This is a genomic window from Streptomyces sp. B21-105, from assembly GCF_036898465.1.
GTDB lineage: Bacteria > Actinomycetota > Actinomycetes > Streptomycetales > Streptomycetaceae > Streptomyces.
This window is the reverse complement of record NZ_JARUMJ010000001.1, coordinates 9,000,134-9,019,166: the sequence shown is the minus strand read 5'-3', so window position 1 is coordinate 9,019,166 and position 19,033 is coordinate 9,000,134. Positions and strand designations below refer to the sequence as shown.

The window sequence follows — 19,033 nt, the reverse complement described above, 5'->3', positions numbered from 1 at the left end:
TCGTCGGGTGATCGGTTCTGGCATGGAGATTCTCCTTGTGTGTCCGCGGGACAAGCACAGACACTGCGGCTCAGCGTCCGGGCCGAACAGGAACGAGTCGCGTGGGGAACGGCGAGGCGCAGTGGAGCCCCGCGAGCCTCGGTGGCATGGCCGCCGGGGCACGCGGGTCAGGAGAGCGTCCAGGTCTCGCTGTTGACGCTCGCGCTGCCGCCGAGCTCCTGGTCCACCGCCGCTCCCTGGGCGGTGGAGCCCGCGACGCCGATGTGCAGGCCGCTGCCGATGCCCACCAGCATGTAGTTGCTGCCGGTGTAACTGCCGGTCAGGTCGAGGGCCCACTGCTGGTTCGTCCCGCCGTTGCAGGTCCACTGGTGCAACTGGACGCCGGCGGTGGTCGCCTTGTCGGGGACGTCCAGGCACAGGCCGCTCTTGACGCTCTTGAGCGTGAAGATGTTGTCCGCCACCCGGGTGAGGGTCCACTGCTGGTTGGCACCGCCGTTGGACGCCCACTGGATGATCTTGGCGCCGGCCGCGGTGGAACCGCTGGAGACGTCCATCACCATCGAACTGCTGACGTTCTTCAGCGTGTGGACCCCCTCCGACGGGATCCCGCTGCCGGCTGTCCAGGTGCCGGCGGCGGCGTCGAGGGACCAGGTCGGGTACTGGCCGAGGTTCACCGTCGTGCCCCTGATGGTCAGCGGCAGCCAGATCAGCTTCGAAGCGCCCAGGTTGGCGGTGTCCCAGCGGTCGCCGGCGTAGATGTAGGTGGTGCCGGAGGTGCCCTGGACCGTGATGACGTTCGCCGTCTGGCTGCCGTAGGTCTTGGTGCCGGGGGCGGCAAAGTTCCGGAACGCCGACCAGGGGCCGCTCAGCGAGGTGGCGGTGGCGTAGATGTTGTCGTTCAGGCTCCAGCCGGTCAGGTGGGAGCCGAAGACGTAGTACATGCCGTTGATCTTCACCATGGCGGGCGACTCGACGCTGCCGCTGCTGCCGCCGCTGCCCAGGGTCGTCACCACGCTGTCGACGGACAGGTAGTCGGCGGACAGCTTGTAGACGCGCAGGCCGTTGTTGCGGTCCTCGCTCAGCAGATAGCCGGTGCCGTCGGTGTCCTGGAACAGGCCGAGGTCACGGCTGAGGTTGCCCATCGGCCTGAAGCTGCCCCGGTAGGTGTACGGCCCGCACGGTGTGCTGCTCGTGGCCACACCGACCCTGGCCTCGGCGTAGGTGGTGCTGTCGATGTGCATGTACATCACGTACGTGCCGGTCGACGCGTTGAAAATGACCTTCGGCCGCTCCACGACACGGCTCGGGCCCAGGTCACCGCTGGCCTGCCGACTCAGCGCCTGGCCCTGGTACGTCCAGTTGGCGAGGTCGGTGGAGGAGTAGCAGGTGATGTCCTGGAACGACGTGTCCGCGGACGTCTCGCCGGTCTTGTCCTCACCGAAGCCGAACCAGGTGCTGCCCACCTTGATGATGCCCAGACCGTGCAGCTGGAGCGTGTTGCCGTTCTGGTCGGTGCGCGCGGCACCCGTGGTGAAGGTCACCGTGGCTGCCTGTGCCTGCGTGGCGGGTACGAGCAGGGCGGCGAGGCTGCCGAGCAGGGTCAGGAGCGTGGCGAGGGATATCCGCCATCTGGTGCGCGGTGGGGGTGTGCGGTGTGATGTGGTGTCTGGCATGGTGTCACCTCTCCGTCGAGGTCCAGGGATTGGGCGGGGCGTGCGGGTCGTGCGGTGGGATCCTGGGGTCGCTCAGGGGGCGAGCGGGATGGTGATGGTGTTCCAGGACATCGGTGGCAGAAGGGCGCTCAGCCGTCCGCCGTCCGTGACGGTGCCGGTCACCGGCTTCGGCGTCACGCGGTCCTGGTGCTGGAGCGTGTTGGCCGCGTGGCGGTCGGGGTCGGCCAGGGCGGTGTGCGTCACCTGCCCGGCCGCCGGGCTGAACGCCCGCAGGTCGGCGGTGAGTTCGAGCGGCCTCGTGGTGTCCCGGTTGACGGCGAAGACGGTGAGCGTCCCGTCCTCCTGCCGGACGGCGGTCGCGTGCAGCAGGGGCACCTCGCCGTAGCGGGCGGTGTCGTGGACGGGGCTGTCCAGGGCGAGCCGGAGCACCTGGCCCCGGCCGCGGCGGGCCGCGTCGGCGAAGGGGTAGAAGATGGTCTGCCGCCAGGCCGGGCCGCCGGGCTCGGTCATGATGGGGGCGATGACGTTCACCAGCTGGGCGAGGCAGGCCGCGGTGACGCGGTCGCAGTGGCGCAGCAGGGTGATCAGCAGGCTGCCGACCACGACGGCGTCGGTGATGTTGTAGACGTCCTCGAGCTGGCGCGGGGCCACGCTCCAGTCCGGGGTGTCGGTGTTGTTGACCGGCCGGCTCTGGTACCAGACGTTCCACTCGTCGAAGGAGAGGTTGATCCGCTTGTCGGAGTGGCGCTTGGCCCTGATGTGGTCGGCGGTGGCGACCACCCCGTCGATGAAGGCCTCCATGTCGGCGGCCGAGGCGAGGAAGCTGTCGATGTCGCCGTCGCTCTCCTCGTAGTAGGCGTGGCAGGAGATGAAGTCGACGAGGTCGTAGGTGTGCTCCAGGACCGTGGCCTCCCAGGCGCCGAAGGTCGGCATGGCGCGGTTGGAGCTTCCGCAGGCGACCAGTTCCAGGCCGGGGTCGACGTCGCGCATGGCCTTGGCGGTGACGGCGGCCAGGCGGCCGTATTCGTCGGCGCTCTTGTGACCGAGTTGCCAGGGGCCGTCCATCTCGTTGCCCAGGCACCACAGCCGGATGCCGTGCGGCTTGTCGACGCCGTGCGAGCGGCGCAGCTCGGAGAAGGCCGTGCCGGCGGGGTGGTTGGTGTACTCCAGCAGGTCGAGTGCCTCCTGCAGGCCGCGGGTGCCGAGGTTGACGGCCTGCATGGGCTCGACGTCGGCCTTGGCCGCGAAGCGCATGAACTCGTTCAGCCCGAACCGGTTCGTCTCGACGGTCCGCCAGGCGCCGTCGAGCCGGCGGGGCCGCTGCTCCACCGGCCCGACTCCGTCTTCCCAGCGGTAGCCGGAGACGAAGTTGCCGCCGGGGTAGCGGACCATGGTGACGCCCAGTTCCCGGATCAGGGCCAGGACGTCGGTGCGCAGGCCGTCCTCGTCGGCGCTGGGGTGGCCCGGTTCGAAGACGCCGGTGTAGACGCAGCGGCCGAGGTGCTCGACGAAGGATCCGAACAGCCGCGGATTCACCTCGCCGATGGTGAAGTCGGGGTCCAGATGTACGGCCCCTGCGAGCGGCGGACGGCTGGCGGGGTTGGGCATGGATCACTCCGGGATGGATCGGTGCGAAGAGTGGCGTTCTGTACGTTGCCGGGGTGCTCTGCGGTCAGCCCTTGATGCCGGTGTGGGCGACGCCTTCGACCAGGTATCGCTGCAGGAAGAGGAAGACGAGCACCAGCGGCAGGATCGACACGGTGGCGGCGAGGAACAGCTCGTGGATGTTGACGGTCTGCGCGGTGGTGAAGGTCGACAGGGCCACCTGCACCGTCCAGCTGGACTGGTCCTGGCCGATGACCAGGGGCCACAGGAAGGCGTTCCAGTTGGTGATGAAGGTGATCACCGCGATCGCCGAGAAGAAGCCGGTGGAGTTGGGGACGACGATCCGCCAGTACGTGCCCCAGCTGCCGAGCCCGTCGATCCGGGCGGCCTCCTCCAGTTCCTTGGGGAAGCCGAGGAAGTACTGCCGGAAGAGGAAGGCGGTGAAGCCGCTGAACAGGCCGGGCACGATCAGACCCTGCAGGGAGGAGACCCAGCCCAGTGACGACACGAGGACGAAGCTGGGCACGAAGGTGACCGCGCTGGGGATCATGAGGGTGGCCAGCACCGCGTAGAAGATCTTGTTGGCGTGCCGGTACGGGACGCGGGCGAGCGCGTAGCCGGCCAGGGAGCACACCAGCAACTGCCCGGCGGTGCCGAGCACCCCGACGACGAGGGAGTTCCACATGCTGTGCGCCATGGGAACCGCGGGGTCGTTGAACAGCTCGGGGATGTTCTCCCAGTGCAGCTCGGTGGGGAAGAACTTCCAGTGCACCCCGGTGAGGTCGGCGTCGGTGGCCAGGCTGTTGCGGATCAGCAGATAGAACGGGACCAGGAACAACAGCGCCGCGACGACGGCGACGGTGTAGAGGGCGAAGCTGCCGGCCCGTCCGCTCACTGCGCGTGGACGCCTGACTGCGCGTGGACGGCCGCGGACAGGGGTGGTGGAGGAGGTGGCCATCAGCTGTCCGCCTTTCCGAAGCCGAAGATCCTGCCCTGCAGCAGCGTCACCATCGTGATGAGTGCCGACAGCACCAGCGCCCCGGCGCTGCCGTGGCCGAAGTCCTGCCCCTGCCCGAGAGCCGTGTAGTAGAGGTAGACCAACGGCGGCCGTGCGTAAGGAGTGTTGGGCAACAGGTTGTAGAACTCGTCGAACGCCTGGTAGGCCGCGATCAACAGGAGGAGCACCACGGCGACCGAGGTGGTGCGCAGCTGCGGCAGGGTGATGTGCCGGAAGGTCTGCCAGCCGGGCCGTGCGCCGTCCGTCCAGGCCGCTTCGTACAGTTCCTTGGGGATCTGCTGGAGGGCGGCCAGGAAGAGGATCATGTAGAAGCCCAGCTGCAGCCAGAGCCGTACCGTGACCAGCACCATCCAGTACCAGGGCGGGGAGACGGTGCCGATCCAGGCGATGGGTTCGATCCCGAACCAGCCCAGGACGGTGTTGGCGAGACCGAAGCGCACACCGTTGAAGATCGACAGCTTCCACACCATGGATGCCACGACGTAGGAGCACGCGGTGGGTATGAAGAACACCGAACGGAAGAAGGCGCGGGCGACGCGGATGCGGTGGACGAGCAGCGCGAGCGCCAGAGCCAGGACGTAGGTGAGAGGGACGACGATCAGCGCGAAGAGCGTGAAGGTCCACAGGCTGTCGGTGAACGGCCCTTCGGTGAGGATGTCCGCGTAGTTGTCCAGGCCGACGAACTTCGTCGGGGTGACCGTGTTCTGGGCCTGGAAGAGGCTCAGGTAGAAGCTCCAGCCGACCGGTACGTAGACGAACAGCAGGAGACCGGCCAGGAAGGGGCCCGCGAAGAGCCAGAAGGTGCGGGTGCTGCCTCGCTTCCCGTGCCTGTCACGTCTCACCTTCGCCGCGGGGCCGGGTGGCGCCGGGGCGCCCGTACGGGCGCCCCCGGTGGTGGTGGTTGTCATGCTTGTCAGGGCCCCTCAGGCGATCTTCTTGAGTTCGGCCTCGACCCGGGTGCGGGCCTTGGCCACCTCGGACTCGGGGTTCTTTCCGCTGACCACGGCGTTGTTCACCATGTCCTGGGAAATCGTGATCATGCCCTGGGTCCAGTAAGGGTCGTCGTAGTGCCCGTTGGTCTCGAAGAGCCTCACCGCCTCGGCGGCGGTGCCGCTCTGCAGCTTGGTGGCCTTCGCCGCCAGGCTTTTGCGCGGGGGGATGTGGAAGCCGTAGGAGGTGCACCAGTCCTCCTGGAGCTTCGTCTGCTCGATCCACAGCCACTTCACGAACGCCTTGGCCGCGTCGACGTCCTTGGCCTTGGCGCTCACGTAGGTGGACCAGCCGCCGTTGTAGACCACCGGGCGGCCGGCGCTGCCGATGCCGGGCAGGGGGACGATGCCGAAGTCGTCGCCCAGTGCCTTCTGGATGCCGGGCATCGCCCACAAGCCGCACCACTGCATCGCCGTCAGGCCCTGGATGAACGCCGACGGGTCCCACCAGTCGGTGGGTGCGCCGAGCAGCAGCGTCTTGCTGGTGTAGAGCTCGCGCATCTTCTTCAGACCCTCGACAGTCGCCGGGGTGTCGAAGGCGACCTTGTGGTCGGCGGTCAGCAGTTCACTGCCGGTGGCCCAGACCAGGGGACTGGCCAGGATGTCGCTGCCGCCCTTCAGGCCGAGGTACAGGCCCTTGACCCCGTCCTTGTCGAGCTTGCGGGAGACGTCTATCAGCTCGTCGAAGGTGGTCGGGGGCTGGACGCCCGCCTTCTCCAGCAGGCTCTTGCGGTAGTACAGGAACTGCGGGTCGTCGATCATGCGGATGCCGTAGACCTTGCCGTCAACCGAGTTGGCGGCCAGATCCTTCTCCGTGAAGTCGGACTTCACCTCCGCGATGATGTCGTCCAGCGGCACGATCTGCCCGGACTTGGCCATCTGGACGTCGGGGTGGAACTCGAAGACGTCGGGGCCGCTGCTGGAGACCAGGCCGCTGGAGAGCTTGGAGGCGTAGTCACCGGGGATCCACTGCACCGACACGTCGGCCTTGGTGTACGCCTTCGCGTACCGCAGCGCCGCCTGTTGGGTGCCCGCCTCGCCGTACTGGTGGTACCACTGGCTGATCGCCGCCTTACCGCCGGTGGAGCCGCCGCGACCGGTGTTCCCGCCGCACGCGGCGAGGAATCCCGCCGCCGTCACGGTGCCGGAGGCGCGCAGGAAGGATCTGCGGCTGAACGATGTATTGGGGTTCTGCTCAGGGGACATGGGCACCTCTGCTGTGAAGAACGGGTGTGGGCCGGGCCTTGAGGAAGAGACCGCACCAGCGGGTGATGACGCTGTGGACGGCCGCGGAGTGCGGCCGGTATGAGCGCGACGCGAACCCGCAGGGTGGAGGGGCGCGCAATCGGAGGGGGGAATTCCTGCCGCTGACGGGGTTGCAGCGAGCGGAGCGAGACGCAGGTTATGCGCGCTACACCCCTTCGTCAACAAGCCAGAAAAAGTCTGTGCACGACAGTTCCAACGACGTACCCCCGTGGTTACGATCAGGTGCCCCAGCCCCATCGAGCACAGGACAGCGTCGTTGAAGCGGACGTACCAGGACATACGCCGGACCAACCGTTTCGCGGTGATGCGGCATCTCATCGCCTCGGCGCCCGTCGTCAGGCGCGACATCGCCTCGGCCACGGGCCTGTCGGTGGCCACCGCCTCCGACATCGTCAACGAGCTGCACGAGTTGGGGCTTCTGGCCGAGATAGGGCAGCAGGCTTCGGGGGGCGGACGCCCGCGAAACCTTCTCGCGCCCGGCATTGAGGGCCCCCGGCTCATCGGCGTCGACATCGCCGAGACCTACGTCCACGTCGAGGTCTTCGACCCCGCTCTGCGGGTTCTGGCCAGAGCCGAGTACGAACTGCACCCGCACGCCAACTCGCCGGACTACGTCGTGGACCGAATCGTCCGCGGCATCGACGACGCGATCGCGCAGGCCCAGGTGGAGCGCGGCAGGATTCTCGGGATCGGCGTCAGCATCCCCGGCCAGGTACGGCCGGACGGCACGGCCTCCGTCTTCGCCCCGAACTGGAACTGGAAAGACGTACCGCTGCAGGCCCTGCTCACCGATCGGGTCCCTGATGTGCCGGTCCTCCTCGACAACCCGCTGCGTGCGAGCACCGTTGCCGAACTGTGGTTCGGCGCCGCCCGCGGCCACGACAACGTCGCCGTCCTGACCCTTGGAACCGGCGTCGGCGCGGGCCTGGCGGTCCAGGGGGCGCTCTACCGCGGGGCCACGAACACGGCCGGCGAATGGGGCCACACGAACCTCGTCATCGACGGCCGCGAGTGCCGCCGGGGATGTGTCGGTTGCGTGGAGACCTACGTGGGCGCACCCGGCATCATGCAGCACCTCGCGGAGACCGACCCTGACAGTCCGCTCCTGCACCCCGACGACCAGACGGCGACCATCCACGCCCTGGCCACCGCCCACGCGGCCGGCGACCCCGCCGCACAGCGGGTGATCGCCACGACCGGCCGCTACCTCGGCATCGCCATCGCCAACCTGATCAACCTGTGCAACCCGCAGATCATCGTGCTCACCGGCTGGGTCGCCGACAGTCTGGGCGGCGCCGTGCTGCCGCACGTACGCGACACCGCCTCCCGCTACGCCCTCGCCGAACCCTGGGAAGGCACCGAGATCAGTCTCTGCCCCATCGACCGCAACCCGGTCAGCCTCGGCGCGGCAACCCTCGTCCTGGAAGGGTTCCTGTCCTGACCTTCCTGCGGTGAGCGGCTTCAGCTTGAGGACGGAACGTCCGCGCGGGCCCAACTGCGCCTGCGCCCAGGAACGTTTGACCTTGTTCGTCTGTGTTCACATGGAAATGCATGCAACGGAGAGGTGCACGAGTCATGACAGATTCAGCGAGCCACGCCATACCTGAACAGCCGTCGGCCAGTGCCCCGGGACGGCTCTCGCGGCGTCGACTCCTCAAGGGAGCAGCCGTCACCATGGGAGCCGCGGCGCTGGGTGCCGGCGCCGCCGGAACGGCCGCGGCGGCCGACGCCTCGGTCACCGCGACGGCCCCCGACGGCAGCACCACCATCACGATGGCGCTCACTTCGGGCGCGCTCAGTTGGTCGGCGAAGCGAAGAGGCGTGAGGTTGGTCGACACTTCGGCTCTCGGCCTCGAGCTGAGCGACGGGACGGTGCTCGGCGCCGCCGGCACCGTGATCACCAACTATCAGCACTGGACCATCGACAACACCTGGACTCCGGTGTACGGCCGCAACGCGACCGTCCGCGACCACTACCAGGAGATGCGCTGGAACCTCCAGGACACCGCCTCGCTGATCAACTTCAGCGTCCAGATCCGCGCCTACCCGACTGGCGTCGCCTTCCGGTACGTGCTGCTCGGCAAGGGCACCGCCACCATCGCCGACGAACTGACCACGTTCGCCTTCCCCGACGGCACTCTCGTCTACAGCGCCCGTGACGAGGACCCCTACAACCCGGTCGTGCCCGGATCGATCCCCTCCACGGGTACCTCGACCACGGACACCGGCCCGCTGACCGACCTGCCGCTGACCGCCAGGTACGCCGACGGCAGCGTGATCGCCTGCATCTGCGAATCCTCCCGCCTCGACTTCCCGCGTCTGATGCTCCGCTCCGTGTCCGGGCAGCCGGGCACCCTCGCCGCGTATCTGATGGAGCACACCGGTCGCGGTGGGGACACGGTCCAGACGACCTCGACGGTCACCACGCCCTTTGCCACGCCCTGGCGGGCGGTGGTGACCGGCTCCAACCACGCCGAACTGGTCGACAACGCGGAGCTGGTGCTCAACCTGGCCCCCGCGACCGCGTTGGCCGACACCTCGTGGATCAAGCCCGGCAAGGCCTTCCGTGTACAGCTGAGCACCGCCGCCGGGATGGCGGGCGTCGACTTCGCCGTGGCTCGTGGCCTGCAATTCATCGAGTACGACGGTGGCTGGTACGGCGACGTCAGAGGCACCGACGCGACGAAGCCGATAGCGGACATCGACCTGCCCTCGGTGATCTCCTACGCTACGAGCAAGGGCATCGGCGTCATCCTCTACGTCGACCGCGTAGCGGCCCACACCCCCGACAATCTGTTCAGCCTCTACAAGAGCTGGGGCGTCGTAGGGGTCAAGCTCGGATTCGTCAACGACGGCACCCAGGCGATGACGAACCAGATCACGAACTGGGTCAGGACGGCAGCCAAGTACAACCTGCTGATCGACATGCACGACAACGTGCGGCCGTTCGGCTACGAACGGACGTACCCGAACTGGGTCACCATGGAGGGCGTGCGCGGCAACGAGCGCTTCCCGACCGCGAGCCACAACGTGACCCTGCCGTTCGCCCGCAACATCGGCGGGCCGATCGACTACACCATCTGCTACGGCCAGTCGCGAAACCAGACCACCAACGTCCACCAGATGGCCATGGCGGCGGTCTTCTACCAGCCGCTGAACTTCCTCTACTGGTACGACTCGCCGTCCAAGTACGCGAACACGTCCAACTGGCCGGGGCTGCCATGGTTCGACGCCATCCCCACCACCTGGGACCAGAGCCGCACCCTCGCCGGATCGATCGGCCAGTACGTCGCCGTCGCCCGCCGCAACGGCGACACCTGGTACCTCGGGGCGATGACCAACGAGACGTCCCGGACCCTGTCGCTCCCGCTGACGTTCCTGGGCAGCGGAACATACACGGCGACCGTCTACGCCGACGGCACCCCGGGCACCAGCCCCTACCAGACGCCGGTCGTGGCCAGCACCCGGACGGTCACCTCGGCCACCACGCTGAACGTGGCGATGGCTCCCGCGGGCGGCCAGGCGATCGTCCTCAGGCCGAGCTGACGCGACGGACGCGGGTTCGGTCGGTTGAGATCTGCGGATGTGGGTGGCCTCAGCTGATCTGGTAGCGGGCGAGTGCATGCCGGAAGCTGTCCCAGTTGGTCTGGTCTGGCTCCGCCGTTTCGAACTGCTACCACGCCTGGATCGTCAGCACGACTGGCAGCCCCGGCAGTGAGCTTCTCCTCGCTCAGTCACGTCAGGACGATGCGTCCCCGCCGCTCCAGCGTGGTCACCATTTGCGGGGCGAGCCCGCATGGGTTCCAGCGCAGATCCGGCTTTTCCAGTGAGGGCATGGCGACGACCCAGTCCGGCAGCCGGGTGAGGTGATTGCTTCGCACGTCCAGCTGGCGTAGTCGGGGCAGGCCCGCCAGCATCCCCGGCAGTTCGGCGAGTGCGTTCTCCCGCAGGTCCAAGTGGCGTAGTTCGCGTAGGTCGGCTGCAGAGGGCGGCAAGCTCTCCAGCCCGTTGCCCCTCAACCAGAGTTCACGGGGGTTGCGGAGGCGGCCGATACTGTCGGGCAGCATGGCCAGCCGGTTGTGCTGTGCCCGGAGCTCGATCAGGTCGGCCATCCCGCCGACGGCCTCGGGCAGGGTGGCGAGAGCGTTCTCGCCGACGTTGAGGTAGTGCAGCGCGTCAGGTTTCCCAGCGAGCCCGGGAGCTGGGACAGGTTGTTGTCGTGCAGGTAGAGACAGCCGCTGAGGCCGGTCAAGTCGCCGAGCTCGTCCGGGACGGACGTGAGGCTGTTGTGGCCGAGGTCCAGGGTGGTCAGCCGGTACAACGTCTCGATCTCGGCCGGGAGGACGGTGAGTCCGGTGTCCGCAAGGATCAGCACGTTCAGCTCGGTGCGTTGCCAGAACGACTCGGGTACTTCTCCGAGCTGTTGCCGCCACAGATTCAACACGTGCTGCACAGCCTGGTCCTTTTCGATGATGATCCGGACTTGATTCCTGTCGAAACAGCCCTCGGGCCAGGGGCGAGCCCGTGCACGTGCATTGCTGTCACGCGCTCGCGTCCCGCAGCACGGAAGACAGCCCGTGGCAACGGTACCGTGCCGGAAGACCGGCTCACCGACGCGCTCACAGACCCCAACACCACCGTGCAGTTGGGGTGTTGTCGTCACTGTGCCCCTCGTGGCTTCAGGCGGGCTCGCTCGGCGTGCCCCAACATGTTGTGGTCATCATCGATTTGATACCCACAGTTTGAGTATTCGTTTGCGCTCTGCCCAGATTCGCGACCAAGGATGGGGATCATTCCATGGCCGTACGGTTCGGTGGCAGCACGACGCGAACGCGCAGCGGGGAGCACGCTGTCGAGCCGGCCCGGCAGCATCCTCTGCGGCGCATGCAGTCGACGACCCGGTCGTTCAGTGTCGGCGAGGGCAAGGGGTACCTGACCGTCGCATGCACCGAGGACGGGGCCCCTGCCGAAATGCTGATCCGGATGGCCAAGCAGGGCTCCACGCTCGCGGCCATAATGGACGCCTTCTCCTCGACCATCACCCAGGGCCTCCGGCATGGGGTTCCGCTTAACTGATCATTTCAGAATGAGGTTCGGGGTCGTCTCAAGCAGATGATGATGCAGGCGAGTTGGAGCAGCGCGAGGTGGAGGTCGGCGCGTGTCTCGTAGCGGATCCGGAGTCGTTTGAACTGGTGGAGCCGGGCGAAGGTCCGCTCGACCGCCCGGCGGGTCTTCCCCGGTCCGGAGCCGTGCGCGGTGCCTTTCCGGGCGAACTTCGGTGTGATGCCGCGGGCCTGGAGAAGCCGACGGTACGTGTCGTAGTCGTAGTCGTAGCCGCGGTCTGCGAACAGCCGGCCTGGCCGGTGACGTGACCGCCCGCGCACCCCGCGGATGCGGGGCCGCCAGGCCGTCACACCGCTGCAGCCGATCCGTTCCGCGGGAACATCCCGCCAGCTCACGCTCTTGCACGGAACGGAAACGATCAATAAGAGGTCGTTTTCATCTACCTTGGTGGTTTATAGACTGATTCCCGATGGGTGGAGCTGCGGTGCGGAAGAGGCAGCCGGTGTAGCTGGGGTCGATGGGTCCTGAGGTGTGACGGCTGGGCCGGGGTGCTGCTCGTTCCTGTCTCATCCCAGGAGGCCCGGCTTTCCAGGCTGCGTGCTTCCGCCGTCAACGCTGTGCGCCTGGGCGCACTCGGTCCGCGACGGTACGCCGGAAGCATGCCAACTCGACGGTTGGTGGGAATTCCCCAGCGGCGGTCACTTGGCGGGGAGCTATCTGGCCGCCGGTGTTCACTCTGCGTCACCGGACGGTTCGTCGTTCTTGATCGGTCCCGGCGGCAGCTAGGGCTTGGCCCCGATGGCACCTGGATGGGGTTCTTGCACATGCCGTAGCGGCATGTGGTGGGGTCGGGGCACCACAGCACGAAAGGCTCTGTCTGCGATGTACGCCTCCCTCACGCCTCCCCGGCAGGTCAAGATCGGTGATGCCGCTGCGTTCGCCGGGATCACCCCACGCGCCATCCGCCACTACCACGAGATCGGTCTGCTGCCGGAGCCCGAGCGCGGCGGGGACGGCCGCCGCCGCTACGGCTATGACGACATGACCCGCCTGCTGTGGATCCGCAAGATGGCTGGTGCCGGTATCAGCCTGGACGACATGCGGGCCGCCTTCGGCGAAGCCCGGGACGAAGCCGGAGACGAAGCCCTGGACCAAGCCCCGGACATCGAGTCGGTCCTGAGCAGGCTGGAGGAAACCTTGGCGGCGCAGGAGGCCGCCATCAAACGTCGGCGCGCGGCTGTCCAGCGCCTGCAGGCGGTGGGCAGCCCGCTGGGGCTGCTCTCCGAACTGGTCACGGACCGGCTCAGCCACCTGCCCCCGGGCGCGTTGCGCCCCTCCGATCTGGACGCCCTGCTAGTCACGGAACGGATCTTCGGGCCGCTGGGCGCCGCCATCCAGGCCGGCACGTTCATCGTGCTGGCCACCCACCCCGACCTGCGGGCCGAGGAGGACCGCCTTGAGGCGGCCGAGGCCGCCCTCGATGACGGCGTCGAACCCGACGACCCGCGCGTCGAAGAGCTCGCCGTACAGCGATGCGCTCACCAAATGGCCCTGAATCAGGCCATCGAGGCAGCTGGTCTCGACGCGGCCGAGGAGAAGATCTTCGAGATCTACGACGCCGACCTGAAAGGGGAGGAGGGCACAGAGATGAGTGCCGCTGCAGCGATCACCAAGATGCCTTACGACTTCTCTCCTGCCCGGATGCGCTGCGTGGAACTCGCCGGACGGCTCTTCGGCGAGGCCCTTGCCGACGCCCACTCCGCGGGCAGCTGATCGGCTGTGCCTGGCACTGACGTGGCCCGACAACCGGTCGCGTTCATCCGCATGTGACCGATCGGGTCAGACGTCGAGCCCGGGCCGTAACCAAGAGTGACACCACAACTGGCCGTACGTGGGGATTCCGAACTGACCGCTGACACGGGGGCATGCTGAGGCCATGAGCGCTGACCCGCGGATCAGCACCCTGGCGACGGACGTGGCTCGCTTCTCCACGGAGGCGGAGCAGTTGGTGCCCGCGCAACGGCTCCGGCTGGTCGCCCAGCTGCGGGACGCTCTGGAGGCGGTGACCGGCCAGGCCCTGGACGCGGCGATGTCCGCAGCCAAGAGCGACGGCTGGGAGCTCCGGAGCGCCGCATCACGATCCTGGTGTCCGGAGAGCTGGACCATGTGACCAGCCCACGGCTGCAAGAGGCCACTGACCAGGCACTGGCGGGCTGCCCTCGCCACATCGAGGTGGACTTGGACCAGGTGACCTTCTGCGACTGCTCAGCGCTGAACGTCCTGCTCGGAGCCCGGGCCAGCTTCCTCGAATCCCAGGCCAGCACCCACCTGGGGACAGCCCCCTTCACCGTGGTCAGAGCACACCCACCCGTGACTCGGCTTTTCGACCTGCCCGAAGCACGCCGTGGAAGAGTCATGCGGCACCAGACCATCATCCACGCGGGCCCCACCCGGGCCGCCCTGGAGGACGTCGAGCTGGCCGGATAGGTGATCAGTGCCGGTGAGGCGGTGACGGTGTCCCTGGTCGCCGCCAACCGCGACGCCCCCCGCTTCCCCGACCCGGACACCCTCGACATCGCCAACCCGGCCGCGCAGGGGCAGTTGGGCTTCGGCTTCGGCATCCACCAGTGCGCGGGCCAGCAGCTCGCGCACCTGGAGATGCAGATCGCCCTAATGGAACTGTTCCGGCGCTTCCCCGGCCTCCGGCTCGCGCGGCCGGCGCGGGACATCGAGATGCGCGACGCCATGCCCATCTACGTCGTCCACCGCCCGCCGCTCTTCCTGGGCGACGAGCAGGGGTGAACCGCCGATGCCTCAACGGGCGGCGACGGTGACGACGAGGCCGATGATCAGCAGCGTGAGATTCAGGGCCTTGGTGAATGCGTCACCGGCCCGGGAAAAGGCCGAGGCGGGACTCGCTCCTCCTATGCGGGCCGCCAAGCCGACGACGGCCGCGAACAGGGCGGACGCCAAAAGGGCGAGGCAGATTCCGAAAAGCAGGGTGATCATCGCGGTGCTCATGGAAGACTCCTTTTCCTCGATCGGAAGTAATCGGTAGTCGGTCTCGCCTGAGTTCAGCAGCAACAAGGCCGCCCCGCTGGCGACCGTTCACCTCGACCCGTGCAAAGGCACAGGTCAGATCAGATTCTGCGAGTTGTCCGGCCCGGACGGGACCGGACCGGACCGGACGGCGAGACGCGCCGGAGGGGGAGTCTCATGGCAGGCGGAAGCGTCCCGAGCGCGGAACGGCTGGCGTTCATCAAGCAGCTTCGGGATTTGCACGAAGCCGCCGGACACCCCGACCTGACAGCGGTGGCGAAAGCCGCCAGACGCGCCGACCTGACAGCGGCGGCAAAAAAGCCGGGGGGCACCGACAGCGAGAAGACTTTGAGCAGGAGTGTTATCAGCGACTGGATGAGAGTCAGCGGCCACCACCCGGGGAGTTGGAACACATTCAGTCCCGTGCTGAAAAACTTGATCAAGCGGGCGAGGGACGCAAAGGGATTTGGGCCGGAGAACGCGGCGCTGGGCGATGAGGATCAGTGGAGACGCTGGTACAAGGATGCCGTTTCCGCACGCCGCGTCCGCCCCGCGCCGGCCGGCTTCGACGCCGCGCGCAAGACGTACTTCGCCCAACTGCGGCGACGGCACGTACACCTCGCCGTCGTCGCCTCCCCGCATTCGCCGGTCCGCTCCGATCCACTCCGGTTGACCGACGTGTTCGTGGCCCCGGCCGTTCGTCCGGAGACGCCGGCGCAGGGTGGGGGGCTGGGCGCACCGTCGGCCCGCCGCGCCGACGCATCGGCCTCCGACCATTGGCCGCTGGACGACGGCCGGGCCCGCCCCGCCTTCCAGGTGCTGGCCCAAGAAGACGCGCGCCGGATCGTGCTGCTCGGCGACCCGGGCCACGGCAAGTCGACACTGGCTCGCTACCTCGCACTGACGCTCGCGGACGCGATGGACAAAGACCACGAGGTTGACGCGGATCTCGCGCCGCTCGCGGGGGCGTTGCCGCTCCTGGTGGAGCTCGGCGCGTACGCCGACCCGCAGTGGCGCACCGGCACACTCCTCGACCTCGTCGACCGCCTCCACCACACCCAAGGGCCCGGCCTGCCGAAGGACGTGCTGGACGCGTACCTGCGTACCGGCGGCCGCGCGGTACTGATCTTCGACGGGCTCGACGAGGTCTTCGACCCACGGCTGCGCGAGGAGGTCACCGGCGAGATCGCGGGGCTCGCGGAACGCTACCCGAGCGCTCGCCTCGTGGTGACGTCCCGGATCGTCGACTACCAGCACGCCGTACTCGAACGCGAGGGCTTTCGCGTCCATGTACTGCGGGACTTCGACCGGGTGCGGATCGACGCGTTCGTGACCCTCTGGTACCGCTCGGCCTTCCCCGAACAGCCCGCCGAGGCGGCCCGTCTGCGGGAGCGGCTGCGGGCCGCCGTCGACGACACACCGGCGGCGGCTGAGCTGGCGGGCAACCCGCTGATGCTCACCCTGCTGGCCCTTCGCGGTGAACACCGGGATCTGCCGAGGGACCGGCGCGCGGTGCTCGAACAGACCGTGAGCACGTTCATCGCCCAGTGGGACCCGGGCCGGTTCGCGCGCGACAAACGGGTGGCCGAGGACGCGGGGCGCCTGCGCGCCGGCGAGCGGATGGAGCTGCTGCGCCGCGTGGCCCATCGGATGCGGACCGGGGCGGGCGGGACGGCGGGAAACCTCCTGACGGACGGGGAGTTGACCGCGGAGCTCGACGGTTACCTGCGCGACAAGCTCCCACCCGATCGCTCGTCGGCGCTCACCCGCGCGATGCTGGAGGAGTTCCGCGTACGCAACGGGATCCTCAGTCACTTCGGCGGCGCGATGTACGGATTCCTCCATCGCGCGCTGCTCGAATACCTCGACGCGGCGGATCTCCACCACCGGCTCACCGTGGAGTGCAGCCTGACCGAGGACGCGCTGGTTCACCAGGAGTACGGCGAGCACTGGAACGACCCCTCCCGGCACGAACCCCTCGTCCTCACCGCGGGCATGGTCGAACCTCGGGTCGCCGGACGGATCGTCGACCACCTCCTGGCGGCGGATCCGCTGTGGTTCGTCCGCCTGTCCGGGGCGTCTTCGCGCGAGATCCCCCACCACATCGTGCTCGCCGCCCGCTGCCTCGGTGAGGTCCGCGACCCCGGCGCACTGCCTGCCCAGTGCTCCGCCGTCGTCAGCGCGGTGATCGCGCTGATCGAACACGTGGTCGCGGAACGAGCGCAGGCTGGTTCGCCGGTGATGCTCGCGGTGGAACAAACCCTGCCGCCCGTGTTCGCCCGGCTCGGCGCACGCTGTCCCGCTGTCCATCGGCAGTACTGCGACTGGTACCTGGCGCGCGGTCAGTTCCTCAGTGTCATGAGGGAAGGGGAGAACTTCGCCTGGTCCGAGGTACCACCGGCCGCACAGGTCGGCGCCGCACTGCTGGGCGACCACCCGGAGTTCTACGAGCACCTCTACGGCCAGGCGGTCTTCGGCCCCACGCCGGCCACCAGGGTGGAGGCCCTGCGCGCGCTCGTCCAGGAACGGCCCGATGACCCGCGACTGGCCGAACTGCTGCGCGAATGCGCTGAGACGGACCCCGATGGAGACATGAGGGAGGGCTGGGTCCGGTTGTTCGCCCTGGCCCGTCGCACGGACCCGTCCGCCGCACGCTCGCTGCGACACTGGCTCGGCGACGACGACACCTACCTACGCCGGGGAGCCTTGGGAGCACTCGTCAACGGCTGGCGCGACGAGCCCGAGACGTTCGACGCGATACGCCGGTACGCCGCCGATGACCCGGATCCCGAAGTCCGCCTCACCGCGGTGCGGTGCCTCGCTTCCGGTTGGCCGGGCGACCCCGACGCCGGGGCCGCCGTCCGCGAGCGGGCCGCGCACGACCGGGACCCGGACCTGCGGGCTGACCTGTTTCCGGTCCTGGTCCAGGGCTGGCCCGACGACCCGCGGACCGCGGAGCTGCTGGAGGACGTCGCCGCCGGTCAGGCTGAGCAGAGGTGGCTGCGCGACGCCGCGAAGCAGGCGCTCGACCGGATGCGGCCCGGGCCCGTCCGCCCTGACGCTGCCCTCGCGTCCTACCCCGCACCGGCTGAGGATTTACGCATCACCGCACTCGGGCCACTCGTCGCCGACCGCCGCGCCGACGCGAGGACTCCCCTGCTGCTGCGCGAGCGTGCCGAGGGACACCCTGACGCGGAAGTCCGGGTGGCCGCCGTGCGGGTCCTGGCCACGGGATGGCGCGATGATCCGCGTACGCTGCCGTGGCTGTGCGGACTCACCGCCTCACAGGCGAGCGAGTCGGTGCGGCAGGCCGCGCTGTGGGCCCTCGGCTCTCTGTGGCCGGGAGACCCCGAGGCCGGAGCGGTGCTGCGCCGCATCGCCGACGGCGAGGGCGAGCCGAGGACGCGCGAAATGGCTGTTCTCGCCCTTACCTCCGGATGGCGCGACGACCCGGACACCCGGCTGCTGCTGCCCAGACTCGCGGTCCGCCTGGATGCCACGTACGTACGGACGACGGCGGTACGGATGCTGGGCGCGAGCCTTCGCGACGACCCCGCGACCGAGGAACTGCTTCGTGAGCGGGCCGTGAAGGATCCCGATTCCTCCGTCCGCACGGCTGCCGTCCGGGCCCTCGTCCTGGGCTTTCGCATCTCGCGGACCCGCGATCTGCTGCGTCGGCTCGCCGTCGACGACCCCGACGGGTTCCTGCGCGCTGAGGTCATCCACCTCCTGGCCGCGGGCTGGCGCGAGGAACGGGCGACCGGCGAGCTGCTTCGGGGCATCGTCGCCAACGGCACCGAAGCGACGAGCCGGCGCGCGGCGGTCGAGGCGCTGGCCGGCGGCTGGCGCCACGACCCCGCCACCGAGGTGCTGCTGCGTCAGCGGGCCGCCGACGACTCCGATTGGCGAGTGCGACAGGCGGCCGTGCGGGCGCTCGCCGACCGGTGGCCCCACGACCCGGAGATGCTGGCCCTGGCCGAACGCCTCGCCGACGACATGTGACGGCCCATCCGGCCCGTGACGGGTCTACGGGCGACTGTGATCCGAGTCGGTGTCAGATGCCGGACGGCCGGGGCTCGGTGCCCGGGCTGGCAGGCCCAAGCTCGACGACTTCAGCCCTACCTGCACGAGCGATGGGCCGAAGGCAGCACGAACGCCTGGACCCTCTGGGAAGAGATCAAGACGCTCCAGCCGTTCCGCACATCCCCGACCGCACCTGCAGCCCGCCCGCCGTCCCCACGCACGGTCACCGGCTGGATCCTGACTCACCCCGACACCCTGCCGGAGAGCGAGCGCCTGAAAGTCAAGTCCGTCCTCGCCGACTGCCCCGAACTGGATGCCCTCATCGGGCACGTCCGCGCGTTCGGGAAGATACTCAT

The 19,033-nt window shown here is 68.6% G+C and carries 16 protein-coding genes and 1 pseudogene; 8 read left to right on the top strand and 9 right to left on the bottom strand.

The window, feature by feature from the left end:
* Positions 1-167 precede the first annotated feature (167 nt).
* The 5 genes from QA802_RS40340 to QA802_RS40320 form a co-directional block, all read right to left on the bottom strand.
* Positions 168-1,673, bottom strand: coding sequence for an RICIN domain-containing protein (locus QA802_RS40340; protein ID WP_334533872.1), 1,506 nt, complete (start codon positions 1,671-1,673; stop codon positions 168-170).
* Between the two features lie 72 nt (positions 1,674-1,745).
* Positions 1,746-3,281: an arabinosylfuranosidase ArfA gene (gene arfA, locus QA802_RS40335; protein WP_334533869.1), complete on the bottom strand. Its 1,536-nt coding sequence runs from the start codon at positions 3,279-3,281 to the stop codon at positions 1,746-1,748.
* 64 nt (positions 3,282-3,345) lie between these two features.
* The gene (locus tag QA802_RS40330) at positions 3,346-4,236 is read right to left on the bottom strand and encodes a carbohydrate ABC transporter permease (RefSeq protein ID WP_334533866.1); all 891 of its coding nucleotides are present in this window, start codon (positions 4,234-4,236) and stop codon (positions 3,346-3,348) included.
* Complete coding sequence (locus tag QA802_RS40325) at positions 4,236-5,204, bottom strand: carbohydrate ABC transporter permease (protein WP_334533863.1); 969 nt, start codon at positions 5,202-5,204, stop codon at positions 4,236-4,238. The genes QA802_RS40330 and QA802_RS40325 overlap by 1 nt, the downstream gene beginning before the upstream one ends.
* A gap of 15 nt (positions 5,205-5,219) precedes the next feature.
* Positions 5,220-6,491 (bottom strand): ABC transporter substrate-binding protein, encoded by a 1,272-nt coding sequence (locus tag QA802_RS40320; RefSeq protein WP_334533860.1) that lies wholly within the window; start codon positions 6,489-6,491, stop codon positions 5,220-5,222.
* Between the two features lie 316 nt (positions 6,492-6,807).
* On the opposite strand from QA802_RS40320, the gene QA802_RS40315 reads away from it, so the two are divergent.
* Complete coding sequence (locus tag QA802_RS40315) at positions 6,808-7,992, top strand: ROK family transcriptional regulator (protein ID WP_334533857.1); 1,185 nt, start codon at positions 6,808-6,810, stop codon at positions 7,990-7,992.
* Between the two features lie 134 nt (positions 7,993-8,126).
* On the top strand, positions 8,127-10,097 hold the full coding sequence (locus QA802_RS40310; RefSeq protein WP_334533854.1) for a glycoside hydrolase family 97 protein: 1,971 nt from the start codon (positions 8,127-8,129) through the stop codon (positions 10,095-10,097).
* A gap of 188 nt (positions 10,098-10,285) precedes the next feature.
* Here the strand turns inward: QA802_RS40310 and QA802_RS40305 are convergent, their stop codons facing one another.
* Positions 10,286-10,663: a leucine-rich repeat domain-containing protein gene (locus QA802_RS40305; RefSeq protein ID WP_334533851.1), complete on the bottom strand. Its 378-nt coding sequence runs from the start codon at positions 10,661-10,663 to the stop codon at positions 10,286-10,288.
* Entirely contained in the window at positions 10,651-11,004 is a 354-nt protein-coding gene (locus QA802_RS40300) for a leucine-rich repeat domain-containing protein (RefSeq protein WP_334533848.1), read from the bottom strand. The genes QA802_RS40305 and QA802_RS40300 overlap by 13 nt, the downstream gene beginning before the upstream one ends.
* Positions 11,005-11,435: 431 nt before the next feature.
* On the opposite strand from QA802_RS40300, the gene QA802_RS40295 reads away from it, so the two are divergent.
* Entirely contained in the window at positions 11,436-11,627 is a 192-nt protein-coding gene (locus tag QA802_RS40295; RefSeq protein ID WP_334533845.1) for a TSCPD domain-containing protein, read from the top strand.
* A 5-nt stretch (positions 11,628-11,632) separates the two neighbouring features.
* Here the strand turns inward: QA802_RS40295 and QA802_RS40290 are convergent.
* A pseudogene (locus tag QA802_RS40290) lies at positions 11,633-11,950 on the bottom strand (transposase); the annotation flags it as partial.
* A gap of 547 nt (positions 11,951-12,497) precedes the next feature.
* On the opposite strand from QA802_RS40290, the gene QA802_RS40285 reads away from it, so the two are divergent.
* The 4 genes from QA802_RS40285 (at position 12,498) to QA802_RS40270 (ending at position 14,417) form a co-directional block, all read left to right on the top strand.
* Entirely contained in the window at positions 12,498-13,388 is an 891-nt protein-coding gene (locus QA802_RS40285; RefSeq protein WP_334533842.1) for a MerR family transcriptional regulator, read from the top strand.
* A gap of 163 nt (positions 13,389-13,551) precedes the next feature.
* A complete protein-coding gene (locus tag QA802_RS40280) occupies positions 13,552-13,785 on the top strand; it encodes a hypothetical protein (RefSeq protein ID WP_334533839.1) in 234 nt (77 codons plus the stop codon).
* On the top strand, positions 13,761-14,102 hold the full coding sequence (locus tag QA802_RS40275; RefSeq protein WP_334533836.1) for an STAS domain-containing protein: 342 nt from the start codon (positions 13,761-13,763) through the stop codon (positions 14,100-14,102). Before QA802_RS40280 ends, QA802_RS40275 begins: the two co-directional genes overlap by 25 nt.
* On the top strand, positions 14,103-14,417 hold the full coding sequence (locus QA802_RS40270; RefSeq protein ID WP_334533833.1) for a cytochrome P450: 315 nt from the start codon (positions 14,103-14,105) through the stop codon (positions 14,415-14,417).
* Positions 14,418-14,429: 12 nt separating this feature from the next.
* Here the strand turns inward: QA802_RS40270 and QA802_RS40265 are convergent, their stop codons facing one another.
* Positions 14,430-14,636 (bottom strand): hypothetical protein, encoded by a 207-nt coding sequence (locus QA802_RS40265; RefSeq protein WP_306945182.1) that lies wholly within the window; start codon positions 14,634-14,636, stop codon positions 14,430-14,432.
* Between the two features lie 441 nt (positions 14,637-15,077).
* On the opposite strand from QA802_RS40265, the gene QA802_RS40260 reads away from it, so the two are divergent.
* Complete coding sequence (locus tag QA802_RS40260; protein WP_334533828.1) at positions 15,078-18,656, top strand: HEAT repeat domain-containing protein; 3,579 nt, start codon at positions 15,078-15,080, stop codon at positions 18,654-18,656.
* Positions 18,657-19,033: the final 377 nt, after the last annotated feature.

Coding starts and splice junctions, on each gene's coding strand:
- QA802_RS40340 (WP_334533872.1), bottom strand. CDS start 1,673: ATGCCAGACACCACATCACACCGCACACCCCCACCGCGCACCAGATGG.
- arfA (WP_334533869.1), bottom strand. CDS start 3,281: ATGCCCAACCCCGCCAGCCGTCCGCCGCTCGCAGGGGCCGTACATCTG.
- QA802_RS40330 (WP_334533866.1), bottom strand. CDS start 4,236: ATGGCCACCTCCTCCACCACCCCTGTCCGCGGCCGTCCACGCGCAGTC.
- QA802_RS40325 (WP_334533863.1), bottom strand. CDS start 5,204: ATGACAACCACCACCACCGGGGGCGCCCGTACGGGCGCCCCGGCGCCA.
- QA802_RS40320 (WP_334533860.1), bottom strand. CDS start 6,491: ATGTCCCCTGAGCAGAACCCCAATACATCGTTCAGCCGCAGATCCTTC.
- QA802_RS40310 (WP_334533854.1), top strand. CDS start 8,127: ATGACAGATTCAGCGAGCCACGCCATACCTGAACAGCCGTCGGCCAGT.
- QA802_RS40305 (WP_334533851.1), bottom strand. CDS start 10,663: ATGGCCGACCTGATCGAGCTCCGGGCACAGCACAACCGGCTGGCCATG.
- QA802_RS40295 (WP_334533845.1), top strand. CDS start 11,436: ATGCAGTCGACGACCCGGTCGTTCAGTGTCGGCGAGGGCAAGGGGTAC.
- QA802_RS40285 (WP_334533842.1), top strand. CDS start 12,498: ATGTACGCCTCCCTCACGCCTCCCCGGCAGGTCAAGATCGGTGATGCC.
- QA802_RS40280 (WP_334533839.1), top strand. CDS start 13,552: ATGAGCGCTGACCCGCGGATCAGCACCCTGGCGACGGACGTGGCTCGC.
- QA802_RS40265 (WP_306945182.1), bottom strand. CDS start 14,636: ATGAGCACCGCGATGATCACCCTGCTTTTCGGAATCTGCCTCGCCCTT.